At 45.8% G+C, this 22,490-nt stretch carries 20 protein-coding genes; all 20 read left to right on the top strand.

Annotation, left to right across the window (positions count from 1 at the left end; genetic code table 11):
- Nucleotides 1-206 precede the first annotated feature (206 nt).
- Entirely contained in the window at nucleotides 207-1,703 is a 1,497-nt protein-coding gene (gene yabN / locus AC1DSE_RS07935; protein ID WP_477511761.1) for a bifunctional methyltransferase/pyrophosphohydrolase YabN, read from the top strand.
- Nucleotides 1,704-1,883: 180 nt separating this feature from the next.
- The gene (locus AC1DSE_RS07930) at nucleotides 1,884-2,156 is read left to right on the top strand and encodes an HU family DNA-binding protein (protein ID WP_053373361.1); all 273 of its coding nucleotides are present in this window, start codon (nucleotides 1,884-1,886) and stop codon (nucleotides 2,154-2,156) included.
- Nucleotides 2,157-2,159: 3 nt separating this feature from the next.
- Complete coding sequence (locus AC1DSE_RS07925) at nucleotides 2,160-2,450, top strand: RNA-binding S4 domain-containing protein (protein WP_076271293.1); 291 nt, start codon at nucleotides 2,160-2,162, stop codon at nucleotides 2,448-2,450.
- A gap of 130 nt (nucleotides 2,451-2,580) precedes the next feature.
- The gene (locus AC1DSE_RS07920; RefSeq protein ID WP_477511762.1) at nucleotides 2,581-3,324 is read left to right on the top strand and encodes a YciC family protein; all 744 of its coding nucleotides are present in this window, start codon (nucleotides 2,581-2,583) and stop codon (nucleotides 3,322-3,324) included.
- 166 nt (nucleotides 3,325-3,490) lie between these two features.
- Nucleotides 3,491-3,778, top strand: a complete 288-nt coding sequence (gene yabP, locus AC1DSE_RS07915; RefSeq protein WP_076271295.1) for a sporulation protein YabP — start codon at nucleotides 3,491-3,493, stop codon at nucleotides 3,776-3,778.
- Complete coding sequence (gene yabQ / locus AC1DSE_RS07910; RefSeq protein ID WP_477511763.1) at nucleotides 3,775-4,383, top strand: spore cortex biosynthesis protein YabQ; 609 nt, start codon at nucleotides 3,775-3,777, stop codon at nucleotides 4,381-4,383. The genes yabP and yabQ overlap by 4 nt, the downstream gene beginning before the upstream one ends.
- An 8-nt stretch (nucleotides 4,384-4,391) precedes the next feature.
- Nucleotides 4,392-4,700, top strand: a complete 309-nt coding sequence (locus AC1DSE_RS07905; protein ID WP_076271297.1) for an FtsB family cell division protein — start codon at nucleotides 4,392-4,394, stop codon at nucleotides 4,698-4,700.
- Between the two features lie 148 nt (nucleotides 4,701-4,848).
- Complete coding sequence (locus AC1DSE_RS07900; RefSeq protein WP_076271298.1) at nucleotides 4,849-5,367, top strand: S1 domain-containing RNA-binding protein; 519 nt, start codon at nucleotides 4,849-4,851, stop codon at nucleotides 5,365-5,367.
- A gap of 503 nt (nucleotides 5,368-5,870) precedes the next feature.
- A complete protein-coding gene (gene spoIIE, locus AC1DSE_RS07895) occupies nucleotides 5,871-8,363 on the top strand; it encodes a stage II sporulation protein E (protein ID WP_477527560.1) in 2,493 nt (830 codons plus the stop codon).
- Between the two features lie 795 nt (nucleotides 8,364-9,158).
- On the top strand, nucleotides 9,159-9,884 hold the full coding sequence (locus AC1DSE_RS07890; RefSeq protein ID WP_441885240.1) for a vWA domain-containing protein: 726 nt from the start codon (nucleotides 9,159-9,161) through the stop codon (nucleotides 9,882-9,884).
- Complete coding sequence (locus tag AC1DSE_RS07885) at nucleotides 9,868-10,791, top strand: protein kinase domain-containing protein (protein ID WP_477511765.1); 924 nt, start codon at nucleotides 9,868-9,870, stop codon at nucleotides 10,789-10,791. Before AC1DSE_RS07890 ends, AC1DSE_RS07885 begins: the two co-directional genes overlap by 17 nt.
- A 39-nt stretch (nucleotides 10,792-10,830) precedes the next feature.
- Complete coding sequence (tilS, locus tag AC1DSE_RS07880; protein WP_477511766.1) at nucleotides 10,831-12,243, top strand: tRNA lysidine(34) synthetase TilS; 1,413 nt, start codon at nucleotides 10,831-10,833, stop codon at nucleotides 12,241-12,243.
- A 49-nt stretch (nucleotides 12,244-12,292) separates the two neighbouring features.
- Complete coding sequence (gene hpt, locus AC1DSE_RS07875) at nucleotides 12,293-12,832, top strand: hypoxanthine phosphoribosyltransferase (protein WP_477511767.1); 540 nt, start codon at nucleotides 12,293-12,295, stop codon at nucleotides 12,830-12,832.
- Between the two features lie 98 nt (nucleotides 12,833-12,930).
- On the top strand, nucleotides 12,931-14,928 hold the full coding sequence (ftsH, locus tag AC1DSE_RS07870) for an ATP-dependent zinc metalloprotease FtsH (protein ID WP_477511768.1): 1,998 nt from the start codon (nucleotides 12,931-12,933) through the stop codon (nucleotides 14,926-14,928).
- A gap of 345 nt (nucleotides 14,929-15,273) precedes the next feature.
- The gene (locus tag AC1DSE_RS07865; protein WP_477511769.1) at nucleotides 15,274-16,329 is read left to right on the top strand and encodes a BMP family lipoprotein; all 1,056 of its coding nucleotides are present in this window, start codon (nucleotides 15,274-15,276) and stop codon (nucleotides 16,327-16,329) included.
- Between the two features lie 162 nt (nucleotides 16,330-16,491).
- Nucleotides 16,492-18,036 (top strand): ABC transporter ATP-binding protein, encoded by a 1,545-nt coding sequence (locus tag AC1DSE_RS07860; protein ID WP_076271306.1) that lies wholly within the window; start codon nucleotides 16,492-16,494, stop codon nucleotides 18,034-18,036.
- A 5-nt stretch (nucleotides 18,037-18,041) separates the two neighbouring features.
- Nucleotides 18,042-19,124 carry an ABC transporter permease gene (locus AC1DSE_RS07855; RefSeq protein ID WP_076271307.1) on the top strand — a complete coding sequence of 361 codons (1,083 nt, stop codon included), beginning with the start codon at nucleotides 18,042-18,044 and terminating at the stop codon, nucleotides 19,122-19,124.
- A gap of 1 nt (nucleotide 19,125) precedes the next feature.
- Nucleotides 19,126-20,088, top strand: a complete 963-nt coding sequence (locus tag AC1DSE_RS07850; protein WP_477527559.1) for an ABC transporter permease — start codon at nucleotides 19,126-19,128, stop codon at nucleotides 20,086-20,088.
- A gap of 350 nt (nucleotides 20,089-20,438) precedes the next feature.
- The gene (gene nadA / locus AC1DSE_RS07845) at nucleotides 20,439-21,377 is read left to right on the top strand and encodes a quinolinate synthase NadA (protein WP_477527558.1); all 939 of its coding nucleotides are present in this window, start codon (nucleotides 20,439-20,441) and stop codon (nucleotides 21,375-21,377) included.
- A 33-nt stretch (nucleotides 21,378-21,410) separates the two neighbouring features.
- A partial coding sequence (locus AC1DSE_RS07840) for an L-aspartate oxidase (RefSeq protein ID WP_477527564.1) occupies nucleotides 21,411-22,490 on the top strand: 1,080 nt, incomplete at its 3' end.

The following is a 22,490-nucleotide window of genomic DNA, read 5'->3' as shown; positions in this document are numbered from 1 at the left end:
ACGATGATTAGTCGTGTTTTTATGTATGTGCGCTCGTTTTCGAACTTATTTTCGAATGCATGCGAGCTCTTTACCGAACACACTTCCGAGCTCGTTTCAATCCCTATAAACGACCCCGAAAGTCTTTTTGCAAGCCGCTGGCATTATAGCTACTCCATCAAATTTCGACCATAATACGAATGAATAGTTAAGGAGGCTTTACCAAAATGGCAACCCCATATCTTACTGTTGTTGGGCTCGGCTCAGGTGATCCTGACCAAATGACGCTTGGCGTATGGCGCAGGCTGCAAGCAGCGAAGAAAATTTTTGTCCGTACGGCTGAGCATCCTGCAATGTCGATGCTTCTGGAAATCGGTATGGAATATACCTCATTTGATACTTTGTATGAGCAGCATGATTCCTTTCCGGATGTGTACAAGGCAATAGCCGAGGCGCTTATTTCCGAAGCGAAAAGCATGAGCACAAGCGTGGACGAGCCTATTATTTATGCGGTTCCCGGGCACCCAATGGTGGCTGAACGCACGGTTCAGCTGCTGCGCGAGCAATGTCCGGAAGCGGGTATTGAGCTGCAAATTATCGGCGGTGAAAGCTTCCTTGATCAAGCTTTTATTAGTCTTGGAATCGATCCGATAGAAGGTTTTGCGCTGCTTGATGCAGCTGAATTACAGCCGTCTTTGTTGCAGCCGCAGTTGCATACTCTGATTGGACAGGTGTATGATGCCTTCACGGCATCTGATGTTAAGCTTGCGCTTATGGAGCGTTATCCCGATGACTACGAGGTTGTGGTAGGGCATGCTCTTGGTGTTGCGTCCCAGCAGCAGATCATTCGCGTTCCGCTATACGAGCTTGATCGCACACCTGGTTACGGTAATTTATCGTTGATTTGGGTACCGCGCTCTGATGATGCAGCGCTTCGCAATCGTTCCTTTGAGCGATTGCATGAGATTGTATCTATTCTTCGCAGCCCTGAAGGTTGTCCTTGGGATCAGGAGCAGACGCATCAGTCTATCCGTAAAAATTTTATCGAAGAGCTGTATGAAGCGCTTGAAGCCATCGATAATGATGATCCGGATGCTATGCAGGAGGAATTTGGCGATGTTATCCTGCAAGTGATGCTTCATAGCCAAATGGAAGAAGAGACTGGCGCATTTTCCGTCTATGATGTGATACAATCACTTAACGAGAAGCTTATTTTCCGCCATCCGCATGTATTTGGGGACGTTGATGCGAGCAATTCGGAAGAGGCGCTGGTTAACTGGGAACAAATGAAGGCTGAGGAAAAACGGATTAAAGGAACCGATGTTTCGCGTACATCGGTGCTGGATGGCATTCCGCCAGATCTGCCAGCACTCATGAAAGCCTACAAGCTTCAGAAAAAAGCGGCTAAGGTAGGTTTTGATTGGGACGAGCTTGGCCTTGTGCTTGCCAAGATTGAAGAGGAGCTTGCAGAGCTGCGCGCAGCGATAACCTTGCAATCGGAAGAGGAGCAGGCATCTGAGCTTGGAGATTTGCTGTTTGCAGTCGTCAATGCCTCGCGCTTCATCCACGCTGATCCGGAAGAGGCGCTTTCCCGCACGAACAAAAAATTCCGCAGTAGATTTGAGTATATTGAGGAACAGCTTCGTATAAGCGGTAAAAATTTTGACCAGACTGATTTAACAGAAATGGATCGTTGGTGGGAAGAGGCAAAACGTCAATCCTAGCTTGCAATTCGTCATGAATCGCCTTTATTCCGCAACAAACGCAAAAAAATTTCAAATAGCGGCAGGATTTATTTGCTACAAGGCAGAATAAGTATTCTTCGTGAGAGTAAAAATGGGAAGCAAAGGCGACGCCACAAGCGTCGACCACAAATAATGGTTAAAAATTAGGAGGATTTTATAATGAACAAAACAGACTTGATCAACAACATTGCAGAAAAAAGCGGTTTGACTAAACGTGACGTAGAAGCAGTACTTAACGGCTTCTTGGGCGAAGTAACAGATGCACTTGCTGGTGGCGATAAAGTACAATTGATCGGCTTCGGTACTTTTGAAACTCGCAAACGTGCTGGACGCACTGGCCGCAACCCGCAAACAGGCGCTCCAATCGAAATTTCTGAAGCAAAAGTTCCTGCATTCAAAGCAGGCAACAAGTTGAAAGAAGCTATCCAATAATCTATGCGATTAGATAAATTTCTTAAGGTATCCCGGCTGATCAAACGCCGTACCGTTGCGAAGGATGTATCCGAGCAAGGTCGCGTATGGATCAACGGCCGCGAAGCGAAAGCTAGCAGCGCCGTCAAAGTCGGTGATGAGCTCCAAATCCAGTTCGGTCAAAAAATCGTAACCGTTCGCGTTGAGCGAATTGCGGAGACGACCCGTAAGGATGAAGCCGGAGAGCTGTATACCTTGGTGAAAGAAGAGCAACGCCAGCGCGAGAATACGCTCGACTGGGAAGTACCGCAATAACAACAAGGCTGCCTACAAGCATAATACTTGCAGGCAGTCTTTTTTTATGCCCAATAAGTAGCTTCTAAATTTTACGAGATTCCCTGTTTCAACATCATAAATTATGTTTATATACTCGGAGGACTATTCGATGAATCATCTGCAGCTGCCCATTCCCGAGTATCGGCGAAAGGGTTTTTCATTGCTTGCGCATGCTTGTGCTCTCTATTTCAAAAACATTGTACCCATTCTATTTTTAACAGCGATAATTACGATTCCGGTTGAGGCTATTAAAAACTATTACTATTTTGAACCGGAAGACGGCTTTATTTATATGCCCGCCAACAGCATGGACAGTGTGACCAGTTTATTTTTCCTATGTGTCATCACGCCGATGATTATCTATTACATACTTGGTAAAATGACGGGGAATAGCAGTGGCATTGTGCAGCCCATTCTGCGGGGGCTTCGCAAATGGCCGCGCATGATTGTGTATACTTTTCTACACGGCGTCATTGTAATTGCGGGATTTATCGTATTTATTGTTCCGGGTTTCTTGTTTGCTGTATGGCTGATGCTGATGCCTATAATTGTTTCTATTGCTGATACATCGCGGATAAATCCGATGACAGTTAGCCGTGATTTGGCACGCGGGCGTTATTTCAAGCTTGTAGGCTATGCGATTGGCGGATACGTTATGGTCATAGTGCTTACCAGCATTATCGTTTTTATTTTCTCTCTCTTTGTGAATCAATCATGGATAACCGCGACGATATTTGATTTATGCTATAGCCTATTCAACCAGTTGGTAACCATTGTACTATTGCTAGTTTTTCTACAGGTATATACAGAAAGAAACGACGACGCGCTGAATGCTATGAATCAAGCAGATTAGGTTCTAATTCTCGTCCACGCCCCATAAGCTAGTCTTAACATATAAGACAGGATAAGCTTTACGCCTATGCCCTTCTTATATTTGAACGCGAAACGTATGCTGCGCCGCACTAGCTCGGCTGTAGCCGTTTACGCCAAGACATGTTAACGAAGCGGAGGACGAGTCTATGGTTGACCAAGGCAAGGGGCAGAAGCGTCAGGAAGTCAAAATGCTAAATCGCAAGCTGCTGGAGCTTACCGGAGTCGTAAACGTAGAGAGCTTTGACAGCGAAGAGTTTTTACTCGAAACAGAGCTTGGCTTCTTGGAGGTTAAGGGCCAAAATTTGCATATGAAGCTTCTTAGCCTTGAACAGGGAATGGTAACTATTGAAGGACTCGTCCATTCGCTCGCCTATATGGACAGCAACAATTCCTCCTCTAAATCCAAAGGGTTGTTCGGGAAGCTATTTAAGTGACGCTTAATATGCAATGGTTAACGATGGCGGTCATGCTATTATCAGGCCTTGGCATGGGAACAGTATTCGACGGCTACCGAGTCGTGACGAATGAGCTCAAGCTTCCGCGCTGGTGGCTTCCGGTGCTTGATATCGTTTACTGGATGGCAGCGGCATTGATCGTCTTTCGGGTACTGTACGCTAGCAACAATGGCGAGGTGCGAGCGTACGTTTTTATCGGACTGGCTATTGGGATGGTCATCTATTATTTCTTTTTTAGCAGAATCGTTATTCAAGTCGTAAAATGGATCATCGGAGCCGTTCGCAAACTAATCCAAATTTTGCTAAAATGCCTGGATATTCTTATCGTTAAGCCGATTTTACTGCTCTATAAGTTGGTAAAGGTAATTTTGGCATTTGGGTCTGCGCTCACTATTTTCACTCTAAAAATTGTGATACAATTAGTCCGTCCATTTTGGAAATTGTTTGTTTGGATGGCAGGTCCAGTCATTCGTCCGCTTGGACGGTGGCTATCGCGCTACGCTGCCAAATGGCAATTAGTTGGCAAGCTGAGGGGATTTGGACAACGAATAGCTCGATTGTGGAGCAAATGGTTTAGGAGGTAACACCGCTCATGGCAAAAGCAGCTGAGAATAAAACGCCAGGGAATGCTGGCACAAAACGCCGGTTCAAACTATGGATGATGTTCATCGTGCTATTTATGGGCTGGGCGGGGTATACAATTTTTGGCCAAATGCAGCAGAAGAACGCAACAGGTTTGAAGCTGACTACAATTCAAGATAAGCTTGATGTTACCACCAAAGAAACCGAGGAGCTTAAACGTCAAATTGAACGATTAAACGACCCAGAATATATCGAACAGCTAGCAACAAAAGAGCAGGGCATGGTAAAGAAGGGCGAGCAGCAAATTTTCAGTGACTAATTAGGGCGTCAATTCGGGTGAACGTCTGTTGACCTTACTTGAACGGTTCGGTTATAATCACGTTAATAGCGTTTTCGCAAAACTTTTAGCATATGCTTATGAATTCAGTTTTGCTTCGCATAACTTTTAGGGAGGAACATTTTATTTTATGGCAATTGAAGTGGGCGCTAAGTTAGAAGGAAAAGTGACAGGCATTACGCATTTTGGGGCATTTGTCGACTTGTCGGGAGGTGTCACGGGTCTTGTTCACATTTCGGAAATTGCTGATAATTACGTCAAAGACGTGAAGGATCACCTGAAGATCGACGATGTCGTGAAAGTCAAAGTGATCAACGTGGACAAAGACGGAAAGATCGGGCTTTCCATTAAGCAAGCCATTGACCGGCCAGAAGGCCAACCAGCGCCACAACAACGCGAGCGTCACAGCGGAGGCGGCGGTGGAAGCACTGGCGGTAGTGGTGGTGGTGGCGAACGTTTCAACCGCGGTGGCGGTGGTGGTGGCGGCGGACGTCCCTTCAACAAGCAATCGGCTGGCAGACCGGCATACGGTAAACCGTCATTCGAGGATAAAGTGTCACGGTTCCTGAAAGACAGCGAAGAGCGCATCTCCTCTTTGAAGAAGAATACGGAGGGCAAACGCGGCGGACGCGGTGCCAAGCGAGTATAAGCTGAATCGTCATAACATTATACATGAAGCAGAACCTAACCGGTTCTGCTTTTTTTGCGTCCAGCTGCACAAGTTTCCCCGCGATAATGAGTAAGCGTATACAGGTTGCTGTCGAAGCAGGACAATAAGACTGCGTATATGCTGGTGAATGTTTGGACGAGCCTCTAATTGTCACGGTCAATGTCGTTTGTAAAGCGCGCAGAATCGTAAAAAAAATACTTTTCTCTCATCCTCCATCATTCCCGACACATTATAACCCCGATTCGCCATCATTTCAAAAGGACACAACACATATTTTGTTGTCGGACCTGTGTGATTTGGTTGTGCAGGAGGTATTGAAATCCCATATGGGATATATGTTTGACAGTGAAATGACAATGACCGCAATGCCATTTATTTTTGTCGGAAAAAATTTACAATTCAGTTGCTTTAACTGACATACTTTATGCGGACAACCTCCTATAATGAAAAACACATTACATTCGGAATGGTGGTGTCTGCTCATGGAAAAGGAAAACGCGGTTGTGCTTCCAGGTGTGAAACGGTTAGGACTAGCTCAGACGATGTTGCAGAAAGGTCGGGAATGGGCGGCTGCAAGGCGGTTCATTCAAGTCATTTTAGCAAAAAAGTGGACGTTTCTACTCGTAGGTGTAGCTTTCTTGCTCGGAAGAGCGGTTATACTCGAATCGCTGATGCCGTTTGCCATTGCTTATTTCGCCGTTATTTACTTTATGAGAAGGGATATTTACCCGTGGGTAGCGATATCCTTAGTAGCCGGGAGCTGGTTTGCAGCTGATCCTGCCCCGATGTGGATTGCGATGGAGATTGCTGTACTCTTTCTTTTTCTAAAGGGATTAGAAACCTACGAGAGGGCAGAACTGTCGTCGGCGCCCATTCTAGTGTTCGCATCAACGTTAATGGTGCAAATGTTCAGCGTGTTTATAGGGGACGAGCTGAGCTGGTACAATTTCATGCTCGTTGTGGTGGAGGCCGCGCTTGGTTTCGTGCTCACATTGGTGTTCATACAAGCGATACCGGTGCTTACGATGACCAAAAAATCAGCTTCTCTCAAAAACGAGGAAATCATTTGTTTAATGATTTTACTCGCGTCGGTTATGACGGGGGCGGTTGGATGGGTGTTTTACGGAATGTCGGTAGAGCATGTGATGTCACGTTATATGCTGCTCCTCTTTGCTTTAGCAGGGGGTGCGCCGCTTGGCGCTTCGGTCGGTGTGGTTGCAGGACTCATTCTAAGCTTGGCTGATTTTGGTGCAGTCGTTCAAATGAGCTTACTCGCTTTTGCGGGCTTGCTGGCTGGTCTGCTGCGTGATGGCGGCAAAATGGCAGCGGCATTCGGAATGTTGCTTGGAACATCGATTTTATCCATATATGTAGGAAGTCAGGCTGATGTTATGAGCTCAACCTGGGAGTCGGTAGCAGCCGCAACGCTGCTTATGCTGACGCCGCGTATTATGATCCGCACGATATCACGTTATGTGCCGGGTACGAATGAGCATGCCAAATCTCAGCATGATTATGCCAAGCGGGTACGTGAGGTGACTGCGGACCGCGTATCACAGTACTCAGAAGTGTTCCGTCAGCTGTCAAAGAGCTTTGGCCAGCTCAATAGCAGCGTTACGACGGTTAAAAGGGAGGATGAGATCAGCCATTTTATGAATGCGGTTGCTGAGCGCAGCTGTGCCAGCTGCCATCGGCAAAATGCTTGTTGGGAGGACAAGTTCTTTCATACGTACAAAATGATGACCGATATGATGACGGTTGTAGAGGAGAAACGGATTCCGTCCCCTAAGGAAATACCGCGGGCTTGGTCGGCGCATTGCGTGAAATCGTCACAGGTTCTTGTGGATATGAGCCAGCAGTACGAGCTATATCAAAATAATATGCACTGGAAGARGCAAATATGCGACTCCCGTCAGCTTGTAGCGGATCAATTGCAGGGTGTATCGCAGGTAATGGAGGATTTGGCGAAAGAAATTAAAAGGGAGGGACAAACGCTTCATCTGCAGGAGGAGCAAATTCGAGAGGCGGTGGAAGGACTCGGTTTATCCGTACAGGGGATTGATATTGTGAGCTTAGAGGAGGGGAATGTGGATATAGAGGTGTATCATACGTTTGGACAAGGCTATGATGAGTGCCGAAAAATAATCGCACCGCTGCTTAGTGATATTTTGGGAGAGCATATTGCAGTGAAGTCGGAGCACTCCCCAACGAGAAGCGGTGAGCCGTCCCTGGTCGCGTTTGGTTCAGCCAAGCAGTACGAGGTGGAGACGGGCATAGCTGGTGCAGCTAAAGGAGGAGATCTGCTGTCTGGCGACAGCTTTAGTATGGTGGAGCTTGGAAATGGCAAGTTTGCAGTTGCGATCAGCGATGGTATGGGCAATGGTGAGCGTGCGCGTCAGGAAAGCAGCGCGGCATTGTCGATTCTGCAGCAGCTGCTGCAGTCAGGCATGGATGAGAAGCTGGCCGTGAAGTCAGTTAACTCGGTGCTCTTATTGCGCTCATCTGATGAAGTATTTGCTACCGTCGATTTAGCGATCGTTGATTTGTATACGGCGCAAACGACGTTTATGAAAATAGGATCAACGCCAAGCTTTATTAAACGAGGAAATGAGGTTATTCCGATAACAGCGAACAATTTGCCGATTGGCATTCTTCAAGATATTGACGTCGACTTCGTGTCGATGCAAATGCAATCGGGCGACACGCTAGTCATGATGAGTGACGGCATTTATGATGCGCCGGGCCTTGCGGTTAATAAAGAGCTCTGGATGAAGCGAATTATTAGCGAGCTGGCGACAGATGATCCGCAGGAAATGGCGGATGCGCTGCTTGAGAAGGTGGTTCGTCATCATAATGGAGAGATTATTGATGATATGACCGTGCTTGTAGCGCGTATCGATAAGCATTTGCCAGAATGGGCATCCTTCCGTTTTCCGGGTGTGACGCGCATGGAGCGTCCAAGGACGGTGAGCTGAGTATAGAAATAAAATATGGATTGTGAAATCATTTATAAAATTAAAACAATGATGAATGGATACTTGAACGGTGAGCTTGTATCTATGATATTCATTGAGCAAGCAGTAGCCTATTTTGTTGTCGGCTGACTCACGCTGACAGGAAATGGGCTATTGTTATTGTTTGTTACATAATAGCGAGCGTATAGTACATAAAAGCTTTAAAGTAACAAAGACATGACATGCTTTGTTGAATTAACCCGCGAAACGGAATTCACACTAATATTAATACATACACGTAGATTTTATTTTTGAAACATCAATTTGTTGCTGCATTCATTCAACACTCAATTATGACCGATGAAAGATAAAGGGGCATATGAAGTTTAGTAATTTTCAACTGTGGTACATAGTAAATGCTCAAATAAAATAGTTATACATATTGCTATGAATATCAAACCTATTTTCAATGAGTGGACAGATGTGCCTTATTAATACAAGTAATATTGGTTTGTTATATGTGTAAATATCAATTTTTAACTAGTCTAGTTGTTTATCCCTCTCAAAAAAGGCAAAGCTAATAGAAAGGCAAAGGGCTAAGCCTATGCTTACGAAGCTGCGTTTGATTCTCAAACGCTAAGCCTATGCATACGATGCCGTGTTTGTTTCTCAAACACTTGGCTCATGCTTACGATGCCGTGTTTGTTTCTCAAACACTTGGCTCATGCTTACGATGCTGTGTTTGATTCTCAAACACTAAGCCTATGCTTACGATGCTGCGTTTGATTCTCAAACGCTTGAGGAGGGTAAATCATTATGAAGCAAATATTGTTGATTACAGATGGATGCTCTAATGTGGGTCTAAGTCCAGTCATAGCGGCGGCACATGCACAATCGGAAGGAATTTCAGTAAATGTAGTAGGCGTACTCGATCATGGCGATGTAGGTGAGCTTGGCGCGGCTGAGATTGATGAGATTGCGCGTGCGGGCGGCGGTCTAAGCAGGATGGTAAATATGCGTCAGCTGTCGCAGACGGTACAGATGATGACTCGCAAGACCGTAGTGCAGACGATTCAATTAGCAGTTCAGAAGGAATTGAAGCAGGTGCTTGGCAACGGCTCAATCGAAGCATTGTCGCCGGAGAAGCGTGGCGATGTTGTACGTGTTATCGACGAGCTGGGGGAGACATCAAATTTGCAAGTGGCGCTTCTTATTGATGCCAGCGCCAGCATGAAGCCAAAGCTGGCGGCTGTGGAGGAGGCTATACGCGATTTAATGCTCAGCCTGCAAGCGAGACAAGGAAAAAGTGAAATCTCGGTATTTCATTTCCCAGGCTCAAGACATGGGGATGACTGTTTGATGGATTTGAGCTGGACGAGTCACTTGAATGGTGTTCACGCCATCTTTCCGAAACTGCAAATGGGCGGAACCACGCCGACGGGCCCTGCGATTATGCATGTCATTGATTTTTATCGCCAGGGCGATTATGGTAGACAGAGCAGAGACGAAACGGATGGGATGATGAGTGACTACGTCGTTTAAAGTTGATCTTCGCCGTGGCATGGTGGTGGTTGGCAAGTGGAAACAAGGGCGTTACCGGATAGAGAGGTTGCTTGGAGAGGGCGCAAACGGTAAAGTATATCTCGTACAGCGTGATCGCAGCTGGTATGCGATGAAGCTCGGTTTAGATGCACTCGATCTGCAATCGGAGATCAATGTGCTGCAGTCGATCGCCAAGCAGAAGCAATACGGGCAGGAATCCTTTTTGTTCGACGTAGATGATTTGTACGGTCCGGATGGAAAGGAATATCCTTTTTATATTATGCGCTATGTACTGGGATCTAAGCTGGACGATTACCTAAAGCAGCACGGCTCGGAGTGGTTTCCGTTAGTTGGCTTGAATCTGCTGGGCAAGCTGACGAAGCTGCACCAAGCAGGATGGGTGTTCGGCGACTTAAAGGTGGAAAATGTGCTCGTTGCCGATTATGGTCATGTTGAGCTGGTTGATTTCGGCGGGGTGACTGCAGCAGGCAAAGCCGTTCGCCAATTTACTGAAATTTATGATCGGGGCTACTGGAATGAAGGCTCGCGATCTGCTGATCCGAGTTACGATTTGTTCTCGTTTGGTGTGCTTTGCATACAGCTGCATGAACCAAAACGGCTTCATCAGTTGACGGTGGAGCTATTGCCGCAAAATCGCTCAGCTGTGGAGCTCATCCAGATCGCTGAATCCAGTTCGGTATTAAAGCCAGTTGCCGGATGGCTGCGTAAAGCTTTTGCAGGACAGTATTCGGATGCGGGTGAGGCTTCAGCGGCTTGGCGTTTACTGATGCATAGACGAGACACGCATAGACCCTCTGCTACACCAGGGTGGTTAAAGGGGCTTGCTGCCCTTTCAGCGGTCTTGCTTGGAACGTCGGTTTACTGGCTCATACGCAATGTGCTGTAGCGGCAGCACGCAACGGGAAATGAAGGTGAGGTACAACCTATGAATCTGCGAAACGAGCTTGAGAAAACAGCTGCAGACCGCAGGCTTTGGTCGAGAGGGGATTGTATTGTTGTAGCAGTGTCCGGAGGTCCGGATTCAATGGCGCTGCTGCATATGCTGTCTGCTGTAGCGAAGAGCAATGAAATCTCCATTATTGCAGCTCATGTGAATCACGGCTTTCGAGTAGAGGAGTCGGCGCATGAGCTGATTGTCGTTAAGCAATTTGCGGAGCAGCTAGGGGTCATTTGTGAGACGGTAACGTTCGACATGCCGTCTTATATAGAAGAAACCCGAATGAATGGACAAGCTGCCTCACGCGAGAGGCGGTACGGCTTTTTGCATGAAATCGCGACCCGATATGGAGCTTCGCGTATCGCGCTCGCCCATCATGCAGATGATCAGGCGGAAACCGTCCTTATGCGCGTCATTCGTGGGACAGGCTTAACTGGTTTGGCGGGAATTCTCAGTAAAAGAAGAGAAAAAAACGTGGAACTTATCAGGCCGCTGCTTCGTATGAACAAGTCAGACCTTCTGCGTTACTGCGAAGAACACCAAATTCCTTACTGCACGGACAGCAGTAACAAGGAACGCCATTATTTCCGAAACATCATTCGGTTAGATATTTTACCGTATTTATCAAAGCATAATCCGCACATATCCCAATCCCTTCAACGACTTGCTGAAGTAGCGGGAGCGGAAGACGAATGGATGGAGAAACAAACCGAAGCGTTATTAGCGCAGCTCGTTACGTTATCCCCCAATGAATGCGCGATAAGCTGCGACGATTTGCATGGTCTCCACGTCGCTTTACAAAGGAGATTGATTAAACTAATATTAAGTTATCTTTCTAAGGAAACGGAAAAGATATCTTTCGAGCAGATTGAGACGATGAGGCTTGCTGCTTCCACTCATGCGCCTGCAACTTGGCGAATCGATGCTGGTGCCGGCATTTGCTGCGCTCGTGAATATGATAGAATGCGGTGGATTCAAGTGCCACAGCATGTATCCAAAGAAGCGAGTGTCTATTTGTGCGAGGTGGGAAGGGATAAAGCTAGCCTGGCGATCGAGCAATGCGGGTGGACATTTGAGTTTGCTTATACATCAGCGTTAGAAAGTTGTAAGCCTGCATCGCGTTATGAAGCCTGCTTTGATGCGTCGGAACTAACGTATCCGCTCGTTGTTCGAAATCGGCAGCCGGGAGACAGAATTCAGGTTTTAGGATTAAATGGTTCGAAAAAAGTGCAAGATATGTTCGTTGACGAGAAAGTTGCTCCGCTGAAGAGAGAGCTGTATCCATTGCTGTTTGATGGATCAGGCAAATTACTCTGGATTCCGGGCATTCGCAGATCAAGCCATGCGCTTACGGATGTACACACAAAAGACGTGTTATTCATAAGGGCAGGCAACGAATAAGAAGCACTGGTACACTCATAAACATAGTTAAGCGTAGGGGGATTTACACTTGCAGAACGATATTCAAGAAGTATTGTACGACGCGCAGCAAATTGGTGAGAAGGTTAAGGAACTTGGTGCAACACTGAGTAAAGATTTTAATGGGCGTAATCCGCTCGTTATTTGTGTTTTGAAAGGCGCGTTTATTTTCATGGCTGATTTGGTTAAGGAAATTACAGTGCCGCTTGAAATTGATTTTATGGCTGTATCTAGCTACGGACAATCCACGAAATCATCTGGCGTTGTCAAAATTATTAAAGACCTCGATGTATCTGTCGAAGGCCGAGATGTTCTAATCGTTGAAGATATTATCGACAGCGGATTGACGCTTAGTTACCTAATTGACGTGCTAGAGCGTCGCAATGCGAAGTCTGTTACAGTTGTAACTTTGTTCGATAAGCCTGCTCGCCGTACAGTTGAATTGGAAGCAGACTATAAAGGCTTTTCACTGCCTGATGAGTTTGTTGTCGGTTATGGACTGGATTATGCAGAGAAATATCGTAATCTCCCTTATATTGGTATTTTGAAGCCGCAAGTTTATCAAAAATAATTGCGATTCACCCGTACATGCCCTTCTCCGTACACCTCTATTGTTATGGAAAGTCATGATATGGTAAAATATTTTAAGCGTCTGAGAGGAGGTTGGGGATGAATCGGATCATCCGTAATACTGGTTTTTATTTAATTATCTTTTTGGTGACCGTTGGGATTTTTCAATTTATCAGCAGCCAAAATAACACGACCGTTGGATTGCGTTACGATGAACTCGTTGCAGCAATTGAGTCAGGGAATGTTAAAGAGTTAAGTGTTAAGTACGAGAACCAATCTTATTTTGTTTCCGGAAAATATAAAGTGAAACCTGCGGATGCAGAAAACGATCAATTCGTATCAAGGACCGGCGTTAGCGCTGAGCCTAAGATCGCTGAATGGTCGAAGCAGTATGGATTCGCTTATGAGACGAAGGAAATGGATCAGCCAAGCATTTGGCTTACATTCCTTACCTCCATTATTCCGTTTGTCATCATCTTTGTCCTGTTCTTCTTCTTGATGAATCAAGCTCAGGGCGGCGGCGGCAAAGTTATGAACTTTGGCAAGAGCAAAGCGCGGCTTTACGATAATGAGAAGAAGCGGATTACATTCGAAGATGTCGCTGGCGCAGACGAGGAGAAGCAAGAGCTCGTTGAGGTCGTAGACTTCTTGAAGGACCCGCGGAAATTCAATTTAGTAGGCGCTCGTATACCGAAGGGCGTATTGCTTGTTGGTCCTCCGGGTACAGGTAAAACATTGCTTGCTCGTGCAGTAGCAGGCGAAGCGGGCGTGCCGTTCTTCAGCATTTCCGGTTCTGATTTTGTAGAGATGTTCGTCGGTGTCGGTGCATCCCGTGTACGCGACTTGTTTGAGAACGCGAAGAAAAATGCTCCTTGTATCATCTTTATCGATGAGATTGATGCGGTAGGTCGTCAACGTGGCGCTGGTCTAGGCGGCGGACATGATGAACGTGAGCAAACGCTCAACCAATTGCTCGTTGAAATGGATGGCTTTGGTGCCAACGAAGGTATTATTATTATTGCAGCAACAAACCGTCCGGATATCCTTGATCCAGCGCTTCTGCGTCCAGGCCGTTTTGACCGTCAAATTACGGTTGACCGTCCAGACCTTAAGGGCCGTGAAGCGGTGCTTAAAGTACATGCGCGCAATAAGCCGCTATCCAAGGATGTTAAGCTTGAAGTTATCGCAAGACGTACAACAGGCTTTAGTGGCGCTGATTTAGAAAACTTACTTAATGAAGCAGCTCTCCTAGCTGCCCGTCGTAATAAGAAAGATATCGCAATGGTTGAAGTTGATGATGCGATTGACCGAATCATTGTTGGTACGGAGAAGAAAAGCCGTGTTGTCAGTGATCGTGAGAAACGTATTGTCGCTTACCATGAAGCAGGCCATACGATTGCAGGCTTCTTCTTGGAGCATGCGGATATGGTGCATAAGGTTACGATTATTCCTCGCGGACGTGCTGGCGGATATGTCATCATGCTTCCAAAAGAAGATCGTATGCTTGTAACGAAACAGGAGCTTCTGGACAAAATCACTGGTTTGCTTGCAGGCCGTGTAGCAGAGGAACTGTTTATTGGTGAAATTGGTACAGGTGCATATAGCGACTTTAAACAAGCGACAGGCATCGTACGCAGTATGATTATGGAATACGGTATGAGCGACAAGCTTGGACCGATGCAATTCGGCAGTTCACAAGGCCAAGTATTCCTTGGACGTGATATTGGACATGAGCAGAACTACTCTGATGCCATTGCATACGAGATAGATCAAGAAATGCAATCCATTATTACAGGCTGTTATGATCGTGCGAAGAAGCTATTAACAGAGAAGAGCAAAGAAATGCATTTGATTGCTCAAACACTGCTTAATGAAGAAACGCTCGAAATGGATCAAATCAAACGTTTGGTTGAGACTGGTACTTTGGAAGGCGGTCCTTCTACTGATGCAGTTGAAACAAATGAGCCGACAACCGAGCCTATTATTGAGACGGTTGGAGACGTAAAGGTGCGCATCCAAACTCGTGATCAGGACGAAGCGAAAGCTCCGAACCTTGAGAAACGTGATGCAACAGAAGATCCAGATAAGAACGAATAGTATTTTATGGATAATTGTTAACGATAGTCGCTTTGCTACTTGTAAAGAGTAGCGGGCGACTATTTTTTTCTTTATTAATGTTCGGATTTAGCCTATAATACGTGTATAAACCTCAGATGAAAAACAGAAATGCTCACATGGGGGTTTTGCACATATTGGTCAAATGTTACATAGATGTTACATGACAACGGTCATAACGTTTTTATGTCATTTTAACTGACATAAGTTATTGACGTTTATTTTTTTGTAACTATAATGAAATAATAGCGGCCAGTATCAGCAAGAATAAGAATGTAACAGGGGTTGCCAAGCTACACAAAAATTAGAGCAGGGGAGAAAACACGCATGAAAAAGACATTTAGCTTTATGCTTGTAATGATGATCGCGTTGACACTAGTGTTGTCAGCTTGCGGAGGAAAGAAAAACAACGAGGGTGGCACGAACGGAGATAAAGGCACTACGCCTGCTGTTGAAAACGATGGTACTGGAAAAGGCAAAAAAATTGGTATGGTTACTGATGTTGGCGGCGTACACGATAAATCCTTTAACCAAAGCGCATGGGAAGCTCTTCAGAAAGTAACTGCTGAGACTGGTGCGGAAACGAAGTTCTTGGAAAGTAAAGGCGAAGCAGACATGGAGCCGAACCTAAACAGCTTCGTTAAAGAAGGATATGACCTTACTTGGGGTATCGGTTTCTTGTTTAATGATGCACTAAGCAAAGTGGCTAAAGAAAATCCAGATGCTAAGCTAGCAGTAATTGACAGCGTAGTTGAAGCGCCAAACGTTGCTTCTATTACTTTCGCTGAAAACGAAGGATCTTTCCTTGTTGGTGTCGTTGCAGGTTTGATGACAAAAACAAATAAAGTTGGATTCGTTGGCGGTATGGAGATTCCGGTTATCAAGAAATTCGAAGCAGGCTTCAAAGCTGGTGTTGCTGCGGTTAAACCGGATGTTAAAGTTGAAGTTAACTATGCAGGTGACTTTGGTAAACCTGACCTTGGTAAATTGGCTGCATCAACAATGTACGATGGCGGTGCTGATATTATTTTCCACGCTGCTGGTGCTACAGGCAATGGTGTGTTCAATGAAGGTAAAGCGCGTAAAGACAATGGTGAAAACGTTTGGGTTATTGGTGTAGATAAAGACCAATCACTTGAGTTCGGTGATGAAATTACACTAACGTCCATGATGAAGGGCGTTGAAACTGCTGTTCATAAAGTATCCACAGATCTACTCGCTGGAACATGGGCTGGCGGAACTGTACAAGAGTTAGGTTTGAAAGACGATGCAGTAGGCTTGCCAGAAACATCTAAGAAAAACGTTCCAGCTGATGTTCTTGCTGAAGTAGAGAAATACAAAGCAAAAATCGTTAGCGGCGATATTAAAGTACCTACTGAATAGTTTTCTCCATTCAATGGTATCCTTTGATTGAGGATCGTTTGTTGATGAATCAGACAAGACCGGCTTCGGCCGGTCTTTGTTCTTTGTTGGGATAAGTAAGTGCTTTTAATGTCAAATTTTTTATGCATATTGAAGCAGTAAAAACCGGGGAGATGATGAGGAATGGACCGGAGCAAGGCGGCTGTACAGTTAAAGGGAATTACAAAGCGGTTTCCCGGATTGGTAGCTAACGATTCCATAAATTTTGAATTGAAGAAAGGTCAGATTCATGCGCTGCTTGGCGAGAATGGCGCAGGAAAATCGACCCTAATGAACATTGTGTTCGGACTATATCAACCGGACGAGGGCGAGATTTGGGTTAATGGTGAGAAAACAGTCATTGAGGGTGCCTCTAAAGCAATTGACCTTGGCATCGGAATGGTTCATCAACATTTCAAACTCGTACAGCCTTTTACCGTTGCAGAAAATATTGTGCTTGGCAATGAGCCTGTCAAAGGTATGAAAATCGACTACAAGCTCGCTAATGAGAAGGTTCGGGCGATATCCGAACGTTATGGTCTGAATGTAGACCCTCAGGCGCGAATTAAAGATATTACAGTAGGCATGCAGCAGCGTGTTGAAATTCTGAAAACGTTGTATCGCGGCGCCGAAATCGTTATTTTTGATGAGCCGACAGCTGTTTTGACGGTGCAGGAAATTGAGGAGCTAATCGAAATCATTCGCAACCTGGCTGCTGAAGGAAAGTCGATTATTATCATTACGCATAAATTGAAAGAAGTAATGGCTCTTGCAGATGCTGTAACCGTTATTCGACGCGGCAAGGTTATCAAGACAGTAACTACAGATGAGACGAATGAGCAGCAGCTTGCGGAATTAATGGTCGGCAGGGACGTATCCTTCGAGGTGAAGAAGACGAAGAACGAGCCTGGCGAAGTTATTTTATCTGTGGATGGATTGCAGATGAAAGGTGATCAAGGCAAAAATGTACTGGATGGTACGAGCTTCAACATTCGTGCAGGAGAGATTTTTGGCATAGCCGGTGTTGATGGCAATGGGCAAAGCGAGCTCATTTACGCTATAACTGGTATGCGCAAGCTGGACGGCGGCAGCGTTAAGCTGAATGGCAAGGATATGACGAATCATTCTCCGCGCCAAATATCGGTTGCGGGAGTAGGGCATATACCAGAGGATCGGCATAAGCATGGGCTGGTGCTAGATTTCTCAGTTAGTGAAAATATGATTTTGAATACGTATTTTGAGCCGGAATTCGGCCGTTCCATGTTTATTGATTACAACAGCATGGACAAGCTGTCTGAAAAGCTTGTTAACGAATTTGATGTTCGCTCATCAGGTATTCATACGCATGCTCGTCAGTTGTCTGGAGGAAACCAGCAGAAGGCTATTATCGCACGGGAGCTTCATAAAGATCCTGATTTGTTAATTGCGGTTCAGCCTACACGCGGTCTCGACATCGGTGCGATTGAATTTGTGCACAAGCGGTTGGTACAAGCTCGTAACGAAGGAAAAGCGATTTTACTCGTATCATTTGAGCTTGATGAGCTGTATGCACTGTCCGATCGAATTGCGGTCATGTATGAAGGCAAGCTAATGGGTGAGGTTGATGCTGAGCAAAGAGATGATCAGCAGCTTGGACTTATGATGGCTGGTAACAAAATAGCTGTACCTGCATCAGAGGGGAGAGGATAGCGTATATGGAAACCTTGAAAAAAATATTTAATAAATCGTCTATCCTTATTCCAATTGTGTCAATCATTCTTGGATTTGTGGTTGGCGCCATTGCCATGCTTGCTGGAGGGTACGATCCAATTCTAGCGTACACTTCTTTAATCAATAAGCTGTTTAGCACTCCTTACAATATGGGAGAAGCGGTTCGAGCAATTACACCATTGATCTTTACAGGTTTAGCCGTTTCCTTCGCTTTCCGTACAGGTCTATTCAATATCGGTGTTGAGGGACAATTTGTAATGGGCATGACTGGCGCGACAATCGTTGGCGTGCTGCTTGACCTGCCATGGTATATACATGCGCCTCTAGCTGTAATTACGGGTGCTGTATTCGGCGGTCTATGGGCGGGTATTGCTGGTTACTTGAAAGCGAAGCGTGGAGTAAATGAAGTTATTTCATCCATCATGCTGAATTGGATCGCATTGTTCCTCTCCAATTTTATCATCGCGAAGTTTCTTGTTGAGAAAGGCCAGCAGAAGTCGATGCCGGTTCATGAATCAGCTATGGTGAAAATTGATTGGCTTATTAAATTGACAGACAACGCTCGTATGCACTGGGGTACGGTTGTTGCGCTCATTTGTATCGTTGTGTTTTATTTCGTGTTATGGCGTACGAAACAAGGCTACGAGCTTCGCGCTGTTGGACATAATCCGGATGCAGCGTTATATGCGGGTATGAACGTTAACGTAACGATGGTTAAGTCGATGTTTATAAGCGGCGTATTCGCTGGTCTGGGCGGCGTGTTTGAAATTTTAGGCGTGTTCGGCAACCAGACCGTTATGGCCGCTTCTCCGGGCTATGGGTTTGATGGTATTGCGGTAGCGCTCCTTGGCGGCAATACGCCGATTGGTGTATTCCTTGGTGCAATCTTATTCGGTGGACTCAGCTACGGTTCAGCAGGCATGAGCTTTGGTGCGGGTGTTCCTCCTGAGGTCGTGCGTATCGTAATCGGCGCCGTTATTTTCTTCGTTGCTTCGCATGGATTGGTGAAGTGGTTCTTAAAGCCTTTTCTAAATAAACGTGCAAGCAAGCGGAAGGAGGCGGTGTAGGATGAACGTGCTAGACATCATTGGACAACTTATTAATACAACGCTCGTGTTCTCCACCGCACTCATTTTTACAGCGCTTGGCGGTATGTACTCAGAGCGCTCAGGTGTTGTGAACATCGGACTAGAGGGCTTGATGGTTTCAGGGGCGTTCGCCGCGGCAGTTGCAACGGAGTATGCGATACAAGCTGGGTTAGGCAGTGCTTCACCGTGGATTGGATTTATAGCTGCAGCTATTTATGGTACGTTATTTGCTTTATTGCATGCGATATCAACGATCACGTTCCGTGCGGATCAAACCGTCGTCGGTGTCGTTATTAACATTCTATCGCTTGGCTTAGCGCTTTACCTAACCAAAAGCATTTATGATGGATCAGGTCAAACGCCGCTTTTGGCTAATGTGTTCCACAAAGTGAAAATACCTTATTTATCTGATATTCCGTTGCTCGGGAAAGCTATTTTCACCGCGTATCCGACGACGTATATTGTCCTAGCTATCGCAGTAATCAGTTATTTCGTCTTGTTCCATACGCCATTTGGCTTGCGTCTGCGTGCGGTGGGCGAACATCCGAGCTCTGCGGATACCGTTGGTATTAGCGTAACGAAATACCGTTATATCGGCGTATTGCTCAGCGGCGCGCTTGCAGGCCTTGGCGGTGCGACAATTACGTTGACGACGACTAGCAGCTTTGCGCATAATACGATTTCTGGGCAAGGATTTATTGCGCTCGCAGCACTGATTTTCGRCAAATGGAATCCGCTTGGCGTTGTAGGAGCAGCAATGTTCTTCGGTCTAGCTCAGGCGCTTAGAAGCTTTGCACAGCGCTTTGAATTCTCGCAGCATATTCCAGTTGAATTTTTCTACATGCTGCCGTACGTTTTGACATTGATCGTTTTGGCAGGAGCTGTTGGTCGTTCAAATGCGCCCTCAGCACTTGGTCAACCTTACGATCCAGCAAAAAGATAATTCAATATGGTCTCTCTCCATCGCGGAGAGAGACTTTTTTTATTTCGTTGCTAATACAAGTGATGACGGAGGTCGCGATTATATAGTAAAAAAGGTTCATTTACGAAGAATGTGAGTGAGATACAGCGATCAAAATAATTTATTTTAAATTGCTGCCTTAAAAAGGCCTTTAACGCATTGACAGTAGCATCTACCGCGTGTAAATTAAAACTTAATCAAATGAATTTATCCCTTTTGGTTTAAACTATAGGTAAGCGACTTTCTAAGTTTGTGCATCAATTCACAAAGTTCAGCTTGCCGTATAACGGAATGGGTTATCGCCCATCCCTCATAAGAGGAGAGGATCTACTGTGGAAGCACTGGCACTGGAACGCAAGGCGGAGCAAAACCGAGAGCTGCGTGAACGGTTGTTACAGTTGAAGAAAGAACGGAATGCTATCATTTTAGCTCATTATTATCAACGTGATGAAATTCAAGAGGTAGCTGATTTCCGTGGAGATTCCTTCCTGCTTGCGCAGAAGGCTGCACAAACGGATGCTGAAGTTATTGTTTTTTGCGGCGTTCACTTTATGGGTGAGAGCGCAAAAATTTTGGCTCCTAATAAAACCGTTATCATTCCCGACGAGCGTGCGGGCTGTCCGATGGCCGACATGGTAAGTGTTGATGGCTTGCGTAAGCTGAAAGCGCAGCACCCGAATGCAAAGGTCGTTACTTACATTAACTCGTCTGCTGAGATCAAAGCGGAGACTGATATTTGCTGCACATCGGCAAATGCGGTTAAAGTTGTCAATTCGGTTGAAGGCGACGAGATCATCTGGGTACCAGATAAGAACCTAGGCCACTATGTGCAGCAGAATACCGATAAGAAAATGATTATCTGGGAAGGTTACTGCAATACGCACGATATGCTGACGGTTAAAGACGTAGAAGAAATGAAAGCGAAATATCCTAATGCGCAATTCGTTGTGCATCCGGAATGTCGTCCTGAAGTCGTTGAGCTAGGCGACTTTGTAGGCAGTACAACCGCTATTATTAAATATTGTAAAGAATCAGATTGCCAAGAATTTATCGTGGGAACAGAAGATGGCACTGGCTATCAGCTTCGTTTAGACAGCCCAGGTAAAACTTTTCRTTTTGCATCTAAATATTTGGTGTGCCCTAACATGAAAGTAAATAATTTGAAGAAACTAGTGAAATGCTTGGAAACGATGCAGCCTCAAATCTACGTACCGCCACATGTTGCAGATCAAGCCCGTTTATCCTTGGAGCGCATGCTACTCGTGAAGTAGTATGCGCTGCTTCTACGCTTGGAGGAGCCAATGATGATTCCTAGATATTTAGTCGATGTGCAGTTAAGTGAGCTGCCTGTTATAGAAAAAGATGTGATTGTAATTGGGGCCGGCATTGCCGGTCTTTTTACCGCTATACGAGCAAGTGAAAACAATTCTGTCCTCATGATTACGAAAAAATCGCTGCTCGACAGCAATACGCGTTATGCGCAGGGCGGTATCGCTGCGGTTATTTCGGATGAGGATTCGCCGGCTTACCATAGACAAGATACACTCGTAGCGGGTGCAGGCTTATGTTCTAATGAAGCGGTTGATGTACTCGTTCATGAGGGACCCAAAGGTGTTCGCAGCTTAATAAAGATGGGGACGCAATTCGATCTGGAGAATGGCGAGTTTGCGCTTACGAAGGAAGGAGCGCATAGCCAGCGGCGTATTTTGCATGCTAACGGGGATGCTACTGGTTTCGAGATCGTACGAGCATTGTCCGAAACGGCTATTGCCAATCCTAAGATCGAAGTTTGGGACGACCATTTTGTTATTGATTTGGTTACACAGGACGGCGAATGCTGTGGTGTCATTGTACAGAAGCCAAGCGGTGCGCGGTTGTTTGTAAGAGGCAAAGCCGTCATTTTAAGCTCAGGCGGGGCTGGCCAGTTGTACCGTTACACGACAAATCCTGAGGTTGCCACAGGAGACGGCATTGCGATGGCTTATCGAGCAGGGGCATACATACAGGATGTCGAGTTTATTCAGTTCCACCCTACCTCTCTATGTTATCCAGGCGCGCCAAGGTTTTTGATATCAGAGGCTGTGCGCGGCGAAGGGGCGTATCTTCGTAATATTAAAGGAGAGCGCTTCATGGAACGCTACCATGAGCAGCTGGAGCTGGCACCGCGTGATGTTGTGGCGAGAGCCATCGTCAGTGAAATGGAAGAGACGAAATCGACCTTCGTTTATATTGATATTACACATGAATCACCGGAAATGGTAAAGCACCGTTTTCCTACTATATATGAATATTGCTTAAAATACGGCCTCGATTTGACGTCGGACTGGATTCCGGTTGCGCCAGCTATGCATTATATGATGGGCGGAGTGAAAACCGACCTAAAT

The sequence above is a fragment of the Paenibacillus sp. 01L418 genome, assembly GCF_056400045.1.
The sequence above is the reverse complement of the archived record's forward strand: the minus strand, read 5'-3'. Positions and strand labels throughout refer to the sequence as shown.